Consider the following 17,922-nt stretch of genomic DNA (forward strand, 5'->3'; position numbering starts at 1 on the left):
GGGCGTAAAGCTGAATTTATTGATCGGATTGATTTTAAAAATCTTTTATAAAACAATAACTTATTGTTTTCCATGGTTCTGCTGAATTGTTTTTCTGGCGCTGGCACGGCGGTTGCTTTTACTTGCAGGCAGACAGTAATAACGGCCAGACAGGCTTCGTATCCATTCGTCATAATCACAAAAAACAAGACGAACGGAGATCAAGATTCTCTCATTGGTTCCACCCGGCTGAAAGCCAGTGGAGTCATGTGTACTATCAAACGTAAATAACAATAAACGGGAAATAGCTATGAAATACGGCGTAATGCGTCCTGGACATGTCCAGATTCGGGTTCTCGATATGGCAGATGCCCTGAAGCACTACTGTGACTTGATGGGTCTGATTGAAACGGGTCGCGATGATCAGGGTCGCGTTTATCTGAAAGCTTGGTCGGAAGTGGACAAGTATTCAGTTGTACTGCGTGAGGCCGATGCTGCCGGTGTGGACTTTATCGGTTTCAAGGTTGTTTCAGAAGAAATGCTGGATCTGCTGCAAGGCCGTTTGGTTGAATACGGTGTTGAAGTTAATGAGGTGGCCGCCAACGATCTGCAGGATTGTGGCCGCCGAATTCGTTTTGTGGTGCCGACCGGTCATACCTTTGAGCTGTTTGCCACCAAGGAGCAAACCGGCAAATGGGGTATATCGAATGTTAACCCGGAAGCCTGGCCGCGTGACCTTAAAGGGATGGGCGTGGTGCGTTTCGACCATTGCCTGTTGTATGGCCCGGATGTTCCGGCAACGGCAAAATTGTTTCAGCAGGTATTGGGTTTTGATATGGCTGAGCAAGTACTGACACCGGATGAAGATAAAACCGTGATCGCCGCTTTTCTGTCTTGCGGCATGAAAGCGCATGATATTGCCTTTATTGAAAGCCCCGAGTCCGGCCAGTTCCACCATTCGTCCTATTACCTGGAAACTTGGGAAGACGTGCTGCGTGCTGCTGACCTGATCTCCATGACGGATACCCCTATCGATATTGGCCCGACCCGCCACGGCTTAACTAACGGTCGTACGATCTATTTCTTTGACCCATCCGGTAACCGCACCGAAGTGTTCGCCAATGGTAACTACCACTATCCGGATCATGAACCGATCACTTGGACAGCAGATCAGCTGGGCAAGGCGATTTTCTACCATGACCGTGTCCTGAACGAACGCTTCCTGACCGTCACTACCTGATCTGGCTGAATAGCCCATAAGCATAACGCCACGGTCAATCGTGGCGTTATGCTTGCTGGACAAGCTGGAAGGTGTCGATACATTGCATGTTGAGAGGGGCGGGTGTCAGGTTCGCAGGTGTCAAATTCGAGTTGTTAGCGTTTGGAAAATAACCAGAACCCGAACCAGCGTGTCATGCGTGGCATGGCGACGTAAGACATCAGAACCATCACCGCAGCGGTCACCAGCAGTGTGCGCAGTATCAGTGGGATATGGGCAAGCGGTTCACCAAACAAAAAGAAAATCAGCGTTACGATAGGATACAGGGCCATCCAGCTGACGATGGTCATCTTGTATTTGGCTGGTGGAGATTGTTGGTTCGCCGCTGGGTGTCCAGGCAGATCAAACCAGTTGGCGATGCCGTAGGTTCTTTCTCGCTGGGTGGGTGACGACAACAGGGCTTCAATCGAACCGAGCAGTTGTGCCCGCTGCTCCGATGCTTCCCAGACGTTAAGCGCGGCATGGGAGGCAAAGCGGAAGATGATCCGGTACTCTGGGTCTTCGCTGCTGGCCGGGCGAAACAGGTTGGTACCCAGATAGCCCTCGAAGCGTGAAGCGGCGAGGGTCATTTCGGCGCTGAGTTGTTCGAACTCGGACTCCTTGCCGGGAATAACACGGCGAGAAATGACAACCGTAACAGGGCCGTTTGTGTCGCTGTGGGGTTCCATAACCACTCCAATAATAATAATTTCAAAATGCTAGCGCGAATAGAAAACAAGGTCAGGTGTTGTTTTTAATATGCGCGGGAATTCCGAATGTCATATATGGGTGCTCAATGAATTATCAGGATTTGTATTTCTTTGTGAAGGTGGTGGATAAAGGCAGTATCGTGGCAGCATCGCGTTATCTGAACGTGCCCACCTCCACGCTGAGTCGGCGGATACAGTCGTTTGAAGCCGAGCTGGGTTACAAGCTGATTCATCGAAGCGCCAAAACCTTTGGTCTGACCGAATCCGGCCAGCGTTTTTATCAGAGTGTCGTTCACACGGTACAGGATCTCGAAACCCGGCTGGAAAACGTCAACAGTGAGTTGTCGTCGATGTCGGGCGACATCAAAATCACCGCTCCCGTCAGCCTCGGGCACTACTACGTCAAGCAGTGGGTGTTCGAGTTCATGAAGGAAAATCCACGTATTACGGTAGAAATGTTCCTCAGTAACGAGAATGTCGATCTGGTGAAAAACAGCATTGATATCGCCTTCCGCATGGGTAATGTGACCCTGAATGAATGGGTGTCTCGGCCGCTGTTTCGTTCCAGTAATCTGATCTGTGCCACACCCGCCTATATGACTCAATTCGATAATCCGCAGCGCCCGCAAGAGTTGTCACGCATGCCGCTGGTGGCACTGAAGCGTAATCCGGTCTGGCGCTTCTTTAATAACAACGGCGAAGCGGAAACTTTCGTGCCGAAACCGGCGTTACGAACCGATGAAATCCAGTTCGCTCTGGATGCGGTACTGGATGGTGTTGGTGCTGCCTGTTTGCCGTCTTACATTGCCCGTGACGAGCTGGAAAAAGGCGAGCTGATTCAATTGTTACCGGAATGGCGGATGGAAGATCGGCAGGTCAATATTGTCTTCCCGCACCGCGAAAACCTGCCCGTCAAAACCCGCGCTTTTATTGATTTTGTCATCGCCAGGGCAACCCAGAAAGCCGCTCTTCTGCGTGAAGCCGTGTAATCGACAGAGCGATTATTATTGCGCTGCCAGCGGACTGTCTGGCTCCCCCCGGCAGGACTGACTGCGCTGAATGGCCCCTTTTTGGTACTTTGATCATCCCGTAATCGGGATGATCAACTCTCGAAATTATCGGTTTTAACCGCTTATGCCAGCCATATACTGAGGGTCTGATATAGGGTTTCTGAAGTAGCAAGCCGAATAACAATAAACCGTGATCCCGAACGGCGGAATTACGTTTTTTCCTGCGCAAACAAATGATCAAACAGGTGATATATGAAAGAGTTTCGACACTTTATTAATGGTGAGTATGTTGCATCTCTGAGCAACCGGACATTTGAAAATCGTAACCCGGTTGATAACAGCCTGATTGGCCTGGTGCACGAAGCCGGAAAAGAAGAAGTTGATGCCGCCGTCAAGGCTGCCAAAAAAGCCCTCAAAGGCCCTTGGGGCAAATACACCCAGGCACAGCGTATCAATCTATTGAACAAGGTAGCGGATCGTATCAACGAACGCTTTGACGAATTCCTCCAGGCTGAATGTCTGGATACCGGCAAGCCACACAGCATTGCCAGCCATATCGACATTCCACGCGGTGCGGCCAATTTCAAGGCTTTCTCTGAAACCCTGGCCAACCATCCGACTGAAAATTTCCGTCTTGATACTCCAGACGGCAAGGGCGCTATCAACATGGGTCACCGTACTCCGAAAGGGGTGGTTGCGGTGATTTCGCCATGGAACTTGCCGTTGCTGCTGATGACCTGGAAAGTTGGCCCGGCGCTGGCGTGTGGGAATACCGTGGTGGTTAAACCATCAGAAGAAACCCCGGCCACCACCACCTTGCTGGGTGAAGTCATGAACGAATGTGGCGTTCCTGCCGGTGTCTTTAACGTCGTTCATGGCCTGGGGCCAAACTCCGCGGGTGAATTTCTCACCACCCATCCGCTGGTCGATGCCATTACCTTTACCGGTGAAACCCGCACCGGCGAAATCATTATGAAAGCCGCCGCCTGTGGCCTGCGTAATATCTCGCTGGAATGTGGCGGCAAGAATGCCGGTATTGTTTTTGCCGATTGTGATATCGAAAAAGCCGTCGAAGGCACCATGCGTTCCGCCTTCGTTAACTGCGGTCAGGTGTGTCTGGGCACCGAGCGTGTGTACGTTGAGCGGCCCGTGTATGACCAGTTTCTGGCCCGTATGAAAGAAGAAGTTGCCAAACTCAAGCTGGGTCGCCCGGAAGACAAGCAAGCCAATTTCGGCCCGCTGGTTAGCCTCGAACACCGCGACAAGGTTGCCTACTACTACAACCTGGCAAAAGAAGAAGGCGCGACGGTAGAAATTGGTGGCGGTATCCCGGATATGGGGGCTGAACTGAATGACGGTGCCTGGATTGAACCGACCATCTGGACCGGTCTGCCAGACGACGCCCGTGTGGTGCGCGAAGAAATTTTCGGCCCTTGCTGTCATATTCGCCCGTTTGATTCGGAAGAAGAAGCGATCGAACTGGCCAACGACACGGTGTACGGCCTGGCTGCCGCGATCTGGACCGAAAATACCTCCCAGGCGATTCGTGTCGCCGAGCAGATGGAAGCCGGTATCGTCTGGGTCAACTCCTGGTTCCTGCGCGACCTGCGTACTGCCTTTGGTGGTGCCAAACAGTCCGGGATTGGCCGTGAAGGCGGAGTCCATGGTCTTGAGTTCTACACCGAACTGAAGAATATTTGCATCAAGTTGTAATGCCTGTTGGCATAACCGCACGGGTGAGGCGTAGCCCATCCGTGTATCCAGTACAGTAACAGAGAGAGCCGCCATGCCGATTATTCAGGTCAGTATTATCGAAGGCCGTCCTGATGAAATGAAGGAACAGCTGATTGTCGAACTGACAGAAGCCGCCGTACGTGCTCTGGGCGCTCCTCGTGAAAGTGTCCGGGTACTGATCACGGAAATGCCCAAGCAACATTTTGGTATTGGTGGTGTCTCGGTGAAAAAGCTCGGCCGCTGACGGCAGTGAGTGAGTGATTGTTTTCTTTGGGTATGCGGATTTAATGGTTGATGGGGCACCTTCACCCCACCAACCTGATGCCACCCTCAGATGGTTGATAGATCGACTCCGTAGTTGAGTTCCTCTGCGAAGTCCGGCAGTCCGTAACCGATGGTTTTCTTGTAGAACGGAGATACTTTCGCAGTCGGGGCCTTCTTCTTGTGCTTCGTGGTGTAGAGCATTCGTGCCCGCATCACCTCGAAGGAGTAACCACGCCCTTCACGGTTCTTGTCCTTGGCCAGTCGGTTGATGGACTCCGTGTAAGCGTTGGTGACCGGCATGTCTGTCTCGAAGTAGGTCATGATCTCTTCGCGCCAGTTGCCCACAGCTCTGACCAGATCGCTCCAGACTTCCTTCTGGCCCTTCGGGATGGTGGCTATCCAGTCGTCCAGAGCGGCTTCTGCCTGGGGCCGTGTGGTGGCGTCCCAGATGTCGTAGAAGCGTTCCTTGTGCTCGTAGGCAGCCAGCAGTTGCGGGAATGCGCCCGTCCAGGTCTCCATGATGAGTTGTTCTCGGTCTGAAACTTCGTGAGCGCGTTTCAGCAGGATTTTCCGGTCTCCCTTGAGGGTTCGGCTCTGGGAGGGTTTCAGCTCCTTCCTGAGACCCTTGCGCACCTTTTCCAGGGCATCGTTGGCAATGCGCACCACATGGAACTTATCGACCACGATGCGGGCCTGTGGCAGCACGGCCTTGACCGCTGCCCGGTAGGGGTTCCACATGTCCATGCTGACGATCTCGACCTTCTGCCTGTCTTTCAGCTTCATCAGGTAGTTGGTCACCACGTCCTGTCGGCGAGTGGCCAGCAGGTCGAGTAGGGTTCGCTCCTCGATGTTGGTCAGGATGCAGCGGTAGCGCTTGTTCAGGTACAGCTCGTCGATGCCCAGAATGCGGGGCGTCTCGAAGCGGTGCCAGCGCCCCAAAAACTCGGCACGGGTGCTGAAGATGTCGCGTACCGTCTTCTCGTCCAGGCCGGTCTGTGCTGCCACGAAGGTGTAGGGATGGTTGAAGCCTTCCTTCTCCACGTACTCATGCAGCCGCAGTGTCATGCGATAGCCGTCTACCATCTCCGGCAGCTGGGGCCTGAAGGTAGTCTTGCAGGCCCGGCAGGTGTACCGGCGGCGGACCACCCAGAGGGTGACCCGCTTGCCGTGGATGGGCAGATCACGATAGGGAACATCACGCTTGCCGAACCGCACGAATTCACCCTGCACGCCGCATTCCTCGCAGGCGATGGGATTGGGCGCATCCACCTGGAAGTGCATTTCGTCGTCGGTGGATTTGAAGCCCAGTACCTGATACTCAGGCAGGTGCAGGATGTTGTCGGGCATCTCGGTCATGAGTTTGTTGGTTCAATCAGCTGAAATTACTGCATTGTCCATTTCTGCAAGTGCTTGTACAATAATTAGCCTATTCCTTCCAATATGAGGTGTTTGTCCAATGCGCCATTGATGCCGCCGTTGTTATGACGGCCAGTCTCCACCAGCCCCCAGTAGCAGGGGGAGTTCTTGGCATCTTTGGAATAGAGCATGACGAATACCCATCTCGTACTGAAAAACGTGTCCCACGTTCTGCCAGACGGCAGAACTCTTTTCTCCGACCTTCGCGAGCAGTTCGATATGCGCTCAACAGGACTGGTCGGACGCAATGGTGTCGGTAAAACTTTGCTAGCACGCATCTTGTCTGGGTTGTTACAACCAACCACCGGCCACTGCCAGTGCTCCGGCAGCGTGCATTACCTCGCCCAGCAAGTGGTGCACCCTGATGGTTCTACAGTGGCCGACTTGGCGGGGGTAAAGCACACGCTGGATGCGCTAGCACGTATTGAGTCAGGCAGTACAGCACCGGAGGATTTCGATGCCGTAGGAGATCACTGGGACATACACCAGCGACTCCGCTATGAACTTGAGCGCAATAACTTGAGCCACCTTGAAACAGATACGCCTGCCAGCATCCTGAGCGGCGGTGAGGCGATGCGAATTTCCTTGATTGGTGCCATGCTCTCGGATGCAGACTTCTTGATTCTCGATGAGCCGAGCAATCATCTCGATCGACCGAACCGACAGGCGCTGATCGAACAACTACAACGCTGGCCGCGTGGGCTGATCGTGGTCAGCCATGACAGGCAGTTGCTGGAGTCCATGGAGCGCATCGTGGAATTGTCTTCCCTGGGGCTGCAAAGCTACGGAGGCAACTACTCATTTTATGCCGAGGCTAAGGCACATGAACGACAGAACGCCCTACAAAGCCTGAGTGAGCGCAAGCTTGAACGCCAACGGCAGGAACAGGCGATGCGGAAGCAGCGTGTACGGCAGGAACAACGGCAAGCGCGCGGTAACCGGCGAGGCAAAGAGGCCAATCAAGCCAAGATCTTGCTGGATCGTCAGAAAGAGCGCAGCGAGACATCGTCAGGCGCGCTGCGCCAGAAACAGGCCTCCAGCCGGGCACAACTCAACCAACGCGTGCGTGAAGCCGCACAACAAGTTGAAGATGAGTCGCAAATAACCCTGCATGAAATACCAATTACGCAGGCCGCAAAGCGTCGCGTGGCCGAATTGAATGACGTGGAGCTGCCGTACGTATCGGGAGCAACCCGAACCATAAGCCTGATCCTGGGTGGACAACAGCGTATAGGTGTAGTCGGCCCGAACGGTTGTGGTAAATCCACATTGCTTCGAGTGTTTGCAGGACAAGTTTCGCCTTTGGCTGGGGTATCCAAGGTGACGCCGGAGAGAGCATATCTCGATCAGCGATTAGAAAATTTGGATCCAGAGAATACGGTACTAGAACAGTTACAATTGGCCAATCGCACAGCTACTGAAGGGGACCTGCGCATGCGCTTGGCTCAACTAGGACTTGACGCGCAGAAGATAGCGACACCCAGCGGGTCGTTGAGCGGCGGTGAGCGTCTAAAGGGAGCTCTCGCTTGCATACTCTACGCCGATTCACCACCGCAACTCTTGTTACTTGATGAACCGAACAATCACCTTGATTTGCCCTCAGTACAGGCATTGGAAATCATGTTGCGTAGTTACCAAGGCACGTTGATCGTAGTGTCGCATGATGACTCATTTCTGGAAAACCTCGGACTAACAGAACGCTTGCTTGCTACTGAACAAGGCTGGAGTTTGGAGCCACTTTGACGGAAATGTCGTGTGTCTCACGATAAACCATATTTTCCGTTGCTCACCTGAGCTCTACTTTTGAACGCTAACGCACGTATCAACCAGTTAATCCGGATACCCTTTTCTTTTTGCCCGCAATGATTGCGGGCTTTTTTGTGGGCTATTACAACCAACAGCGGCCACATACGGCTAATGGTGGTATCAGCCCTCTCGCAGCAGAAGAAAAACTTAACACCGTGTCCGGAATCAGTTGACCACTACACCTCGCAGACTATGATGTAATACATTGTAGTTTCAGGTTCGAGGGTATAGCTATGAGTGTCACCACCGTTCGTCTCCAAGCCGAAGTTGAACAGCACCTGGAAGCAATCGCAAGCAGGCTGCAGCGGAGCAAAGGTTGGGTAATCAACCAGGCACTGTCGGAATACATAGAAAAGCAGCAGCTTGAGCAGGAGCGTTGGAAACAAACGTTAGAGGCAATGGAGTCTGCCGCCCAAGGCAAGGTTGTTGATGCCAGTGAGGTTCATAGCTGGCTTAATAGTTGGGGAGCCGAGAACGAGCAGGATGCACCGAGGTCAGGTAAGTGAAACTGGTTTACACGGATGAAGCCATCGAAGATTTGAAACGTTTGAGGGAGTTCATTGAAGTCCACAATCCATCGGCGGCAGCCAAGATTGCCGCCGAACTGGTTGGCAAAATCGGACTGCTCCCAGACTTCCCCAAAATGGGCACACCCGTTGAAATGGCACCGGTGCCAGACTCCGTTCGAGATATGTTTTTCGGCAAATACGTCGTTCGATACTCACTTCATGCCAGTGCCATCATCATTCTCCGGGTATGGCATGGCCTTGCAGGTGAACGATAGTAATTTAACCAGACGCGGCACTCGGATGCCTTTGTCTCCGCTTCGCTACGTCAAAGGCTCCGGTGCGCTCAGCGTTATATTCTCTTGACCGCACCTGTTAACTGGTGCTATTAGTGATAGCTGTTCCACTTTGGAGTATGCATCATGCAAGTAAAGTTTTCAGAAGACGTTGTCCCTCTCTCAGACCTAAAGATTAACCCTGGAAAGGTGGTTAGCCGAGCTCAGAGTACACACCGTCCAATCTTGCTTACGAGCCGAGGTCGTGGAGTAGCTGTTGTTCAAGGGCTTGAGGAGTTTGAGAAAACTGCTGAGGAACTCCGATTCGTTAAAGCTGTGGCACAGGGTCTCATGGATGTTCGCGAGGGCAATACTGTTTCTCTAACTGATGCGAAGAAAACCCTGGGCATTAACTAAATGGAACTGCGCGTCTCACAGTCCGCTCTTGAGGATTTGCAAGCTATTCAAGAACACTACATCAAAGAGAGCGTGCCGCATATCGGTGATGAGTATGTGACCGCCATTCTGGAGCAAGCTGAAATGCTTGTGCGCCACCCTGATGCTGGCCGGATTGTCCCCGAGCTTGGTTTGAACCATATCCGAGAGCTAATCCATTCGCCATTTCGAGTTGTCTACCTGAGACAAGAAACTGACGTTGTGCTCATTCGAGTTTGGAGAAGTGAGAGACAACTTGAGCTACCAGAGAGCTGATATAACAAGCGGCTGTTGTCGGACGCGCCTACGCTGCGCTCTGTAGTGGTCAACTGATTCCGGACACTTCATAAAGTGACTCTCACCGCCACAGCTTACCTCCAATCCGCTGCTGATTGAATCGCGCTGGATTCGCTCTTAACCTTCCGTTCCCTTAACCCTACCTTAACCTTGGCTGCTCTAGCATGGCCGACCAGATTCCTGCGGAGTATCTTTTATGCCTTTTCTGGCATTCCCGTTGCCCCTGATTCCACGAACAGCCCGGCTGCTACCTGTCATGTTACTGGCGGGGTGTGCCAGTTTGTCTGGCGAGCAGCAAGCGGTACAGCAAACCTTGATGGATGAACAGGCCAGCGTTCAGCAGTGGCAAGCCACTCCCGTGACTTCTGTGGCAGGGGAGGAAGCGGTCGAGTCCAACAGTCTGCTATCGCTACTGCCGGACGAGCAGTTAACCCAACTGGTCAAACAAAGCCTGGCCGCCAATCCCGGTTTGCAGCAAACCTGGCTGACGCTGCAGATTTTGCGTAGTGAACAGCGCGGTGTGGAAGCTGGCCAGTTGCCGCAGGCGGATCTGGGCTTTGCCGCCAGTCGTGGTGAAAACACGGGCAACAGCTTCAGCACCGAGTTGTCGGTCAGCTGGGAGCTGGATTTATGGGCCAAGCTGGCCGACAGCAGTTCGGCGGCGGCGGCGGATGTGGCCGAACAACTGGCGCTGTATCAGTCGGCGCGTGACAGTCAGGTAGCGGCGGTGATGTCGACCTGGCTGCAGTTGATCCAGTTGCACAATGCCATCGAATGGCAGGCTCTGCGTCTTGCCGCACTGGGCAAAAATGAACAGGCAATTCTGCAGCGTTATCGTCGCGGTGTCGGCGATCTGGATGATCTGGACAGCGCTCGTTCGGCATTGGCCAGTGCTGAGTCCTCCCAGGCCGATAACCGGTATCAGCTGGCTGCAGCAAAACGCAGTTTACGTACTTTACTGGGTCAAGTGACAGATACGGCTGCAGAATCGGCAGGTTCGGCAGGTGTTGCTATTCCGGATGATTATCCTGCGGTATTGATGCCGCTGGTGGATTTGCCGGAACAGACGCTGGCGCGTCGTCCTGATTTGCAAGCCGCCTGGCAGGCGCTGGAAGCCGCTGATTTACGCACCCGCGTCGCCTACAAAGACATGTTGCCATCACTGAGTATTTCGGCGGCGTTGTCCGACAGTGGCCGTTCCCCTGCAGCATCCTTGTTGACGGATCCGGTCTGGAGTTTGTTGGGACAGCTGACGGCACCGCTGTTTCGGGGCGGTGAGTTAAAAGCAGCGGCCCGTACCGCCGAATTAACCGCTGCCCAGTCCGCCCAGGCCTATCGGGAAACGCTGCTGACCGCCGTGACGGAAGTGGAAAATGCACTGGATCAAGAGGTGGCACTGGAGCGCCAGCAAGCCGCCATTCAGCGGGCCTTGCTGAGCGCTCGTGCCAATGAAGAACGTTACCTGCGCCGTTATCGTTCCGGGCTGGTCGATCTGCTCGATTTGCTGACGGTACAGCAATCCCGCTATGACCTGGAGGGCACGCTGAACACCCTCACGTATCAGCGCCTGAGTAACCGCATTACGCTGGGTCTGGCACTTGGCTTACCGGGTACTGCCAGCCTGAAAAACACCACTGGATCCTCATCTGAATTATCTACGGAGACTCGCTGATATGAGCGCTAACTTGACTCACACTGGCTGGCGCAAACTGATCTGGTTCGCTGTGGCCGTCGCCTTTGTTGGCGCCGTCGTGGCCTGGAATAGCTACAAAATGAATCAGCAGGACAACCGTCCCATGCCCGGACAGGGAGACGACAAGAGTGCCGCTCAAGGCGCTGAACCAGACGCTGAAACAGCGGCTGCACCTGAGATCGCACCACCGTCCGCTGAGACCTCAACCGTCGCCGCTGCCAGCGTTCGAGTGGTAGAAGTGTCGGCAGGCCAGTATCAAGCCGAGTTATCTGGCTATGGCTCTGCCGAGGCGCATTTTGAATTAAGCCTTACCGCCAAGGTGGCCGGTGATATCGAACAGACCGCTGCTGTTTTTGACAGTGGCCGCCGTGTGCCAAAAGGGACGGTGCTGGCGACGCTGGAAGACAGCAGTTACAAGGCCGAAGTGGCGGTTGCTGAGCAAGCCGTGGCTGATGCCAGTCTGGCGTTACTGGAAGAACAGCGCGAAGTGGATCAGGCACGGGAAGAATGGCAAGCCGCTGGCCTGGCGGGGGAGCCGGATTCGCCACTGTTGCTGCGCGAACCACAATTGGCGGCGGCGGAAGCGGCGTTGAACAATGCTCAAGCGGCCTTGATTTCTGCTCGCAAGCGGCTGTCCTGGACGCGTATTAGCACGCCGTTTGATGCCCTGATTATCGAACGCCTGGTCAGTCCGGGTGGCTATATCAGTGCGGGTGGCGCGGTGGCAACACTGTACAGCACCGATCGGGTAGAAATTGCCGTTGCCCTGTCCGAGCGGGAATGGGAAATGTTACCCGGTGTTGATGAGTTACTGAGCGGAGACTGGCCGGTGACACTGACGTCGGTGGAATCTTCCGGCCAATGGCAGGGCGTGGTGATTCGGGCGCAACAGCATCTGGATGAGGCAACACGGCAGCGAGCACTGATTGTGGCGGTTGCAAAACCGCTGGAACAAACGCCGATGTTACAGCCCGGCATGTTTGTCAAAGTCGCGCTGTCGGGCAAGGCGGTGGATCAGCTGTGGAAATTACCCGCTTCAGCACTGAGCCAGCGTGGCGAAATCTGGTTGGTCAACGGCAGTCATCAGCTGGAAAAATACGTCGCCAATACCCTGTTCAGCGATGCCCATTCCATCTACGTACAGGTGCCCGACGGCTTGTCTGGGCTGCGTCAGGTGGTGGTGCAACCGCTGTCGAGCTACGCTGAAAAGAGTCAGGTGGTGCCGGTGGTGGTGAAAACAGGAGAATCTGGCCTGCAAGCGGACAAGCCAAAACAGGGTGGGGTGTCGTCGTATGAGTAACCTCAGCAAACCATCCTCGGGTGGTCTGATCGGCTGGTTTGCCTGCAACCCGGTGGCGGCCAATTTGCTGATGGGGTTGGTGATTGTATTGGGCTTGCTGCAGGCGACCCAGCTGCGCAAGGAAGCCTTTCCGAGCATGGAGCCAGATGAGGTAACGGTGTCGGTCAGTTACAGCAGTGGTTCGGCGGTGCAGTCCGAAGAAGGTCTGGCGATCAAGATTGAGGAAGCGCTGGAAGGGGTGATGGGGATTGAGTCGATTACTTCCAGTTCGACCGGCAGCGGTGCCACCGTCACGATAGAGCGCAAATCGGACTACGATCTGGATACCTTGCTGCGCGATGTCCGTGCCGAAGTGGATGGTATTTCAACCTTTCCGGTGGATGCCAAGAATCCGGTGATAGCCAAGGCCCAGCGGGAAGAGCACTCGTTGTGGATTCAGCTCTATGGCGATGTGGATCGCCATACCTTGCAACTGCTGGGCAAGGAACTGAAATCCGATTTATTGGCACGTTCCGAGATCAGCCGAGTGTCGGAATCGGGCTGGCGTGATCCGCAGATGGTGGTCGAAATTGATGAGGGCCGCTTGCAGGCTTATGGCTTGAGTCTGTCGGACGTTGAGGATGCGGTGAATTCTGGCTCGTCGACCAGTATGACGGCGGTATTGAAGAGCGAGCAACTGTACTTACAGTTGCAGGCATCGGAGCAGGCTTACGATGTCACCGCCTTTGAACAATTACCACTGATCAGTCTGGCCAGTGGTCGTCAGCTGCTGCTCGGTGACGTGGCCAGCGTGCGTGATACCTACGACGAAGACTCGGTGGTACTGTCCCGTTTCCAGGGTCAGAACAGTATTGCCCTGCAAGTCATTACGACTGGTCAGGATGATATCAGCGATTCCGTCGTGGCGGCACGTGCAGTGGTAGCGCAGTGGCAGGAAACCGGCCGCATTCCACCCTCGGTGGCGCTGGATACCTGGTACGACCGCAGTGAATCGATCAATAGTCGTCTGTCGCTGCTGGTCAGAAATGCGATTACCGGTGTGCTGATGGTGTTCCTGTTGCTGGCGTTGTTTCTGAACGTGACGGTCGCCTTTTGGGTGGCGATGGGATTGCCGTTTATCTTTTTTGGCACGCTGTATTTTATGGGCGACAGCTGGGCGGGATTATCGCTCAACGCCTTCACCACTTTCGGTTTTATTATGGCGCTCGGTATTGTGGTGGATGATGCCGTAGTGGTGGGCGAAAGTGTCTACACCGAACGAAGTCGGCACGGTGATGCGTTAAAAAACACCATTAGCGGTACCTTGCGCGTTGCCGTTCCCACCCTGTTCGGGGTGTTTACCACGGTGGCGGCGTTTTATTCGCTGTCGCATATCGAGGGGCGTCTGGGCCAGGTCTATAGCCAGTTTGCCAGCGTAGTCACTATTTGCCTGTTGCTGTCGCTGGTGGAGTCGAAGCTGATTCTGCCAGCCCACCTGGCGCATCTGAATACCCGCAAGCGACTGCGTCGTAACCTGCTGTCCAAGGGGTGGGGGAAAATACAACACGGCTGTGATGTGGGCTTGCAATGGTTCAGCGAACGGGTATACCGCCAGCTGATTGATGCCGCACTGGCGCAACGTTATGCGGTGATTGTGGCGTTTGCCGGTGTGTTTGTACTGGTGCTGGGGATGCCATTTACCGGGGCAGTACGGGTCAGCTTTTTCCCGGATGTGGAAGGCGATACGGTTCGTGCTTCACTGACCATGCAACAGGACGCCAGCTATGGCTTGACCCACAGCCATTTATTGACTCTGGAGCAACAGGCCTATGAGGTCGATCAAGCGCTGGGAGGTCATGGAATTGCCCATATCCAGGTACTGTCCCAGGCCGATCAGTCTGGCTCGCTGACCATTGAGCTGGCTGAAAACGCCCCTTACCGGATTGGTGAATTCACCCGGCAGTGGAAGGCGCTGGCCGGTACGCCGGAAGGAGTAAGAACGCTGCGTATCCAGAGCCGTCATGAATCTATTTCGGCCTTGCGGGTTGAATTGCGCGCCAGTGCCGATGATGTTCTGGAAGGAGCTGGCGAGGCCTTTCGTGAGCGGTTAATGGCCATTCCCGGTGTCAGCGGCGTGGAAGATAATCTGGATCCGACCCAGCCCCAGGTCAGTTTGCGGCTGAATGCCCAGGGTGAGGCACTGGGGCTGACCACCGCCATGCTGGCGCAGCAAGTATTACAGGCCTTCAGTGGCCAGGTGGTACAGCGCTATCAGCGTGGCAGTGATGAAATGGAAGTGAAGGTTCGTTATCCCGTGTCGGATCGTCAGAATCCGGCGGATGTTCTGAGTGCGCGGGTGCGGACTGCCGATGGCACCGTGGTGCCACTGTCTGCGGTGGCAACCATCAGCTATGGTTATTCTCGTGACACGATCACCCGGATTGACGGTAAGCGTGCGGTTTACTTGACTGCTGATGTCGACAAGAGCGTATTGTCATCGACCGAGCTGGTCAGCTTGCTCAAGCGCGATGTCGCGCCGCAGCTGCAAAAACAGTATCCGGGGCTGGATGTGCATTTTGCCGGTGAGGCAGAAGAGCAGGCCACTACCCAGTCGAGCATGACTTCGCTGTTTATTGTTGCCATGCTGGTGATCTACATCCTGCTGGCGGTGCCGCTGCAGTCCTATGTGCAGCCGGTGATTATCATGACGGCGATTCCGTTCGGGGTGATGGGGGCAATTTTGGGGCACTGGGTAACCGGGCTATCGCTGACCATTCAGTCGTTTTTTGGCATCATCGCGTTGAGCGGGGTGGTGGTGAATGACAGTCTGTTGCTGGTGTCCCGTTTTAACGAACTCAAACCGGATGCCGCTCACTACAATAGTGCCATCAGTCTGGCCTGTCGGGATCGTTTACGGGCGGTATTGTTAACCTCGGTGACGACCTTTGCCGGTCTGGCGCCGCTGTTGGGAGAAACCGATATGCAAGCCCAGTTCCTGATTCCGGCCGCTGTTTCCCTGGGATACGGCATTCTGTTTGCGACAGTGATTACCCTGATCCTGATTCCGGCCTTGCTGGCGGTGCAGCACGATGCGATTGATCTGCTGGCGGCACTCAAGCAGCGTTTTGGTGGCCGTGCTGATTCGCCAGACGAGACTGACCCCGCAGGAGACAAGCCGTGCTGAGTGTCTTGCTGGTGGAGGATGATCTCGATCTTGCCGCGACACTGGTCGACTATCTGCTGCTGGAAGATATTCAGTGCGATCACGCCAGTAATGGCGTGGCCGGGCTGACGCTGATGGCACAAAATCACTATTCTGTATTGTTACTGGATCTGAACCTGCCCCGGCTGGATGGCCTCAGTGTCTGCCAGCGATTGCGGCAGCTGGGCAACGATACGCCGATCCTGATGTTGACTGCCCGTGATCAGCTTACCGATAAACGGGATGGTTTTCAGGCCGGTACCGATGATTATCTGGTCAAGCCATTTGAAATGAGCGAGCTGGTGATGCGGGTGCAGGCCTTGGCCCGACGGCGCAGTGGTCAGGTCACGCGTCTGGAGTGCGCTGATCTGGTGATGGATCTTGGTCGTCGCTCGGTGACTCGCAGTGGCCGCGAGATTCGACTGTCGCCCACCGGCTGGATCTTGCTGGAAACCCTGTTACGGGCATCTCCTACCGTTGTCACCCGACGTCAGCTGGCACAAGCAGTGTGGGGCGACGAAACCCCTGACAGCAACAGTCTCAAGGTGCACCTGTTTAATTTGCGCAAGGCCGTTGACGGTAGCGTGGGAGTGCCGCTGATGTATACCCTGGCAGGGCAGGGCATCGCTTTGCGCGTGCCCAATGCGAACGACGGGCAGCAGAGCTGATGCGTATCAGTCTGAAATGGTTGCTGGTGGCGGCATTTATATTGCTTGGTCTGTTGTTGGCCGTGGGCTATTCCATGCTCAGCGTCCAGTACATGATTCGTGGTATGGATGTGGTGTTGATACGGGATATGGAGCACACCCTGCAGCAGCTGTCGTCTGCAAAGCAGCCTCCTGCCGCTGGCCAGTACAATGAGTTTTATGTTGCCCCGGACTGGCAGCAGCTCCCGCCAGCAACACAGCAGATATTCCAGCACATTCCTGAGCAAGCGGGGGTGTTGTATAAGCGTCACAATACCCGCTTGGGTACGGAGCCTCACCAGATCCATTTTCTGATGCGCTACTCGCTGATACGGGATGGCCAACAGCAAGACTGGTATATCAGCCGGACACTGGAGCGTTCAACCAGCTCATCGCTGGTCAGTACCCAGATCGACAGCAGTCGCCAGCGACTGCAGTTGATTCTGGCGGCGACCATGGCGCTGATTATCGGTATTGCGGTGTTGCTGTACCGGTTTTTGTCCCGCCCTGCAGGGCGCTTGCTGGACTGGACCCGCGCACTGGATGCCGACCGGTTACAGCAACCGGTGCCGGATTTTGGTTATTCGGAACTGAACGAGCTGGCCGGACTGATGCACGGTAGCCTGACTCGTGTGCAGCAGACGCTGAATCGCGAGCAGGCGTTTTTACGTCACGCCAGTCATGAGTTGCGCACTCCGATTGCGGTGGTGCGTACCAATACCGAGTTGCTCCGGCGTCTGACCGAACGTCATACCCCGCTCGACGATGGACGGGTGTTGGCGACCGTAGAACGACTGGAACGCGCCGGAGTGACCATGGCCCAATTGACCGAAACCCTGCTTTGGCTCAGTCGCGATGATATGGGCAGTCTGCCAACCCGGCAGGTCGCACCTGGCGTATTACTCCGCCAGCTGGTCGACGAGCTGACATTTTTGTTAAACAACAAGGCCATCGAGCTGGTGGTTACAACCGACAATGACTGGCAGGCCTGCCTGCCAGAAACACCATTACGGATTGTGCTGGGCAATATCTTGCGTAATGCCTTTCAGCATACCTGGGAAGGCCGTGTCGAGATTAACCAGCAGGGCAGCCGGATTGTGGTGAACAACTACGATAAACAGGCCGCTGATGATTTTCGCCAGGCAGGCGGTGACAATCATCCCGATGATGGCAGGTACCAGGATCAGGGGTTTGGTCTCGGGTTGCAGCTCACCCGGCAACTGACGGCGCGGTTGAACTGGCACTACCAGAACGTTGCGGAGCCGGATGGCCACCGCGTGACACTCGATATCGCCCTCGCTAATACCTGTGCTGCCGATGGTCAGCGACCATGTGCCTGAGTGGCTAATTTGCTGCCGGGCCACCACCTGAG

16 protein-coding genes are annotated in these 17,922 nt (G+C 54.9%); 14 read left to right on the forward strand and 2 right to left on the reverse strand.

Annotated elements, in window-relative coordinates; translation table 11 throughout:
- Positions 1 to 289 precede the first annotated feature (289 nt).
- Positions 290 to 1,219, forward strand: coding sequence for a catechol 2,3-dioxygenase (locus SOJ49_RS02975; RefSeq protein ID WP_369856742.1), 930 nt, complete (start codon positions 290 to 292; stop codon positions 1,217 to 1,219).
- Positions 1,220 to 1,353: 134 nt separating this feature from the next.
- Here SOJ49_RS02975 and SOJ49_RS02980 read toward each other — a convergent pair whose 3' ends face one another.
- The gene (locus tag SOJ49_RS02980) at positions 1,354 to 1,926 is read right to left on the reverse strand and encodes an antibiotic biosynthesis monooxygenase (protein ID WP_369856743.1); all 573 of its coding nucleotides are present in this window, start codon (positions 1,924 to 1,926) and stop codon (positions 1,354 to 1,356) included.
- Positions 1,927 to 2,033: 107 nt separating this feature from the next.
- Between SOJ49_RS02980 and SOJ49_RS02985 the strand changes: the two genes are divergently transcribed.
- From SOJ49_RS02985 to SOJ49_RS02995, 3 genes are all read left to right on the forward strand, one after another.
- On the forward strand, positions 2,034 to 2,936 hold the full coding sequence (locus tag SOJ49_RS02985; RefSeq protein WP_369856744.1) for a LysR family transcriptional regulator: 903 nt from the start codon (positions 2,034 to 2,036) through the stop codon (positions 2,934 to 2,936).
- Between the two features lie 273 nt (positions 2,937 to 3,209).
- Positions 3,210 to 4,670 carry a 2-hydroxymuconic semialdehyde dehydrogenase gene (locus SOJ49_RS02990; protein WP_369856745.1) on the forward strand — a complete coding sequence of 487 codons (1,461 nt, stop codon included), beginning with the start codon at positions 3,210 to 3,212 and terminating at the stop codon, positions 4,668 to 4,670.
- Between the two features lie 73 nt (positions 4,671 to 4,743).
- Complete coding sequence (locus SOJ49_RS02995) at positions 4,744 to 4,935, forward strand: 4-oxalocrotonate tautomerase (RefSeq protein WP_369856746.1); 192 nt, start codon at positions 4,744 to 4,746, stop codon at positions 4,933 to 4,935.
- An 86-nt stretch (positions 4,936 to 5,021) separates the two neighbouring features.
- Here SOJ49_RS02995 and SOJ49_RS03000 read toward each other — a convergent pair whose 3' ends face one another.
- Positions 5,022 to 6,311: an ISL3 family transposase gene (locus SOJ49_RS03000; RefSeq protein WP_369856747.1), complete on the reverse strand. Its 1,290-nt coding sequence runs from the start codon at positions 6,309 to 6,311 to the stop codon at positions 5,022 to 5,024.
- Positions 6,312 to 6,500: 189 nt separating this feature from the next.
- Between SOJ49_RS03000 and SOJ49_RS03005 the strand changes: the two genes are divergently transcribed.
- The 10 genes from SOJ49_RS03005 (at position 6,501) to SOJ49_RS03050 (ending at position 17,890) form a co-directional block, all read left to right on the forward strand.
- Positions 6,501 to 8,114, forward strand: coding sequence for an ABC-F family ATP-binding cassette domain-containing protein (locus SOJ49_RS03005; RefSeq protein WP_369856748.1), 1,614 nt, complete (start codon positions 6,501 to 6,503; stop codon positions 8,112 to 8,114).
- A 296-nt stretch (positions 8,115 to 8,410) separates the two neighbouring features.
- Positions 8,411 to 8,683: a CopG family ribbon-helix-helix protein gene (locus SOJ49_RS03010; RefSeq protein ID WP_369856749.1), complete on the forward strand. Its 273-nt coding sequence runs from the start codon at positions 8,411 to 8,413 to the stop codon at positions 8,681 to 8,683.
- The gene (locus SOJ49_RS03015) at positions 8,680 to 8,961 is read left to right on the forward strand and encodes a type II toxin-antitoxin system RelE/ParE family toxin (protein ID WP_369856750.1); all 282 of its coding nucleotides are present in this window, start codon (positions 8,680 to 8,682) and stop codon (positions 8,959 to 8,961) included. Before SOJ49_RS03010 ends, SOJ49_RS03015 begins: the two co-directional genes overlap by 4 nt.
- A 144-nt stretch (positions 8,962 to 9,105) precedes the next feature.
- Entirely contained in the window at positions 9,106 to 9,375 is a 270-nt protein-coding gene (locus SOJ49_RS03020) for a type II toxin-antitoxin system Phd/YefM family antitoxin (protein ID WP_369856751.1), read from the forward strand.
- Positions 9,376 to 9,669, forward strand: coding sequence for a type II toxin-antitoxin system RelE/ParE family toxin (locus SOJ49_RS03025; RefSeq protein WP_369856752.1), 294 nt, complete (start codon positions 9,376 to 9,378; stop codon positions 9,667 to 9,669).
- Positions 9,670 to 9,886: 217 nt separating this feature from the next.
- Positions 9,887 to 11,362: a TolC family protein gene (locus SOJ49_RS03030; RefSeq protein ID WP_369856753.1), complete on the forward strand. Its 1,476-nt coding sequence runs from the start codon at positions 9,887 to 9,889 to the stop codon at positions 11,360 to 11,362.
- Between the two features lies 1 nt (position 11,363).
- Positions 11,364 to 12,683 (forward strand): efflux RND transporter periplasmic adaptor subunit, encoded by a 1,320-nt coding sequence (locus SOJ49_RS03035; RefSeq protein ID WP_369856754.1) that lies wholly within the window; start codon positions 11,364 to 11,366, stop codon positions 12,681 to 12,683.
- Positions 12,676 to 15,846, forward strand: a complete 3,171-nt coding sequence (locus tag SOJ49_RS03040; protein WP_369856755.1) for an efflux RND transporter permease subunit — start codon at positions 12,676 to 12,678, stop codon at positions 15,844 to 15,846. Before SOJ49_RS03035 ends, SOJ49_RS03040 begins: the two co-directional genes overlap by 8 nt.
- Positions 15,840 to 16,532, forward strand: coding sequence for a response regulator transcription factor (locus SOJ49_RS03045; protein WP_369856756.1), 693 nt, complete (start codon positions 15,840 to 15,842; stop codon positions 16,530 to 16,532). The genes SOJ49_RS03040 and SOJ49_RS03045 overlap by 7 nt, the downstream gene beginning before the upstream one ends.
- Entirely contained in the window at positions 16,532 to 17,890 is a 1,359-nt protein-coding gene (locus tag SOJ49_RS03050; RefSeq protein ID WP_369856757.1) for a sensor histidine kinase, read from the forward strand. The genes SOJ49_RS03045 and SOJ49_RS03050 overlap by 1 nt, the downstream gene beginning before the upstream one ends.
- Positions 17,891 to 17,922: the final 32 nt, after the last annotated feature.

Origin of the sequence: Candidatus Thalassolituus haligoni (assembly GCF_041222825.1) — a bacterium.
Classification (GTDB): Bacteria; Pseudomonadota; Gammaproteobacteria; order Pseudomonadales; family Oceanobacteraceae; genus Oceanobacter; species Oceanobacter antarcticus.

What these genes read in the sequence shown, in the direction of transcription:
- SOJ49_RS02975 (WP_369856742.1), top strand. Translation starts at nt 290, where the DNA reads ATGAAATACGGCGTAATGCGTCCTGGACATGTCCAGATTCGGGTTCTC.
- SOJ49_RS02980 (WP_369856743.1), bottom strand. Translation starts at nt 1,926, where the DNA reads ATGGAACCCCACAGCGACACAAACGGCCCTGTTACGGTTGTCATTTCT.
- SOJ49_RS02985 (WP_369856744.1), top strand. Translation starts at nt 2,034, where the DNA reads ATGAATTATCAGGATTTGTATTTCTTTGTGAAGGTGGTGGATAAAGGC.
- SOJ49_RS02990 (WP_369856745.1), top strand. Translation starts at nt 3,210, where the DNA reads ATGAAAGAGTTTCGACACTTTATTAATGGTGAGTATGTTGCATCTCTG.
- SOJ49_RS02995 (WP_369856746.1), top strand. Translation starts at nt 4,744, where the DNA reads ATGCCGATTATTCAGGTCAGTATTATCGAAGGCCGTCCTGATGAAATG.
- SOJ49_RS03000 (WP_369856747.1), bottom strand. Translation starts at nt 6,311, where the DNA reads ATGACCGAGATGCCCGACAACATCCTGCACCTGCCTGAGTATCAGGTA.
- SOJ49_RS03005 (WP_369856748.1), top strand. Translation starts at nt 6,501, where the DNA reads ATGACGAATACCCATCTCGTACTGAAAAACGTGTCCCACGTTCTGCCA.
- SOJ49_RS03010 (WP_369856749.1), top strand. Translation starts at nt 8,411, where the DNA reads ATGAGTGTCACCACCGTTCGTCTCCAAGCCGAAGTTGAACAGCACCTG.
- SOJ49_RS03020 (WP_369856751.1), top strand. Translation starts at nt 9,106, where the DNA reads ATGCAAGTAAAGTTTTCAGAAGACGTTGTCCCTCTCTCAGACCTAAAG.
- SOJ49_RS03025 (WP_369856752.1), top strand. Translation starts at nt 9,376, where the DNA reads ATGGAACTGCGCGTCTCACAGTCCGCTCTTGAGGATTTGCAAGCTATT.
- SOJ49_RS03030 (WP_369856753.1), top strand. Translation starts at nt 9,887, where the DNA reads ATGCCTTTTCTGGCATTCCCGTTGCCCCTGATTCCACGAACAGCCCGG.
- SOJ49_RS03035 (WP_369856754.1), top strand. Translation starts at nt 11,364, where the DNA reads ATGAGCGCTAACTTGACTCACACTGGCTGGCGCAAACTGATCTGGTTC.
- SOJ49_RS03040 (WP_369856755.1), top strand. Translation starts at nt 12,676, where the DNA reads ATGAGTAACCTCAGCAAACCATCCTCGGGTGGTCTGATCGGCTGGTTT.
- SOJ49_RS03050 (WP_369856757.1), top strand. Translation starts at nt 16,532, where the DNA reads ATGCGTATCAGTCTGAAATGGTTGCTGGTGGCGGCATTTATATTGCTT.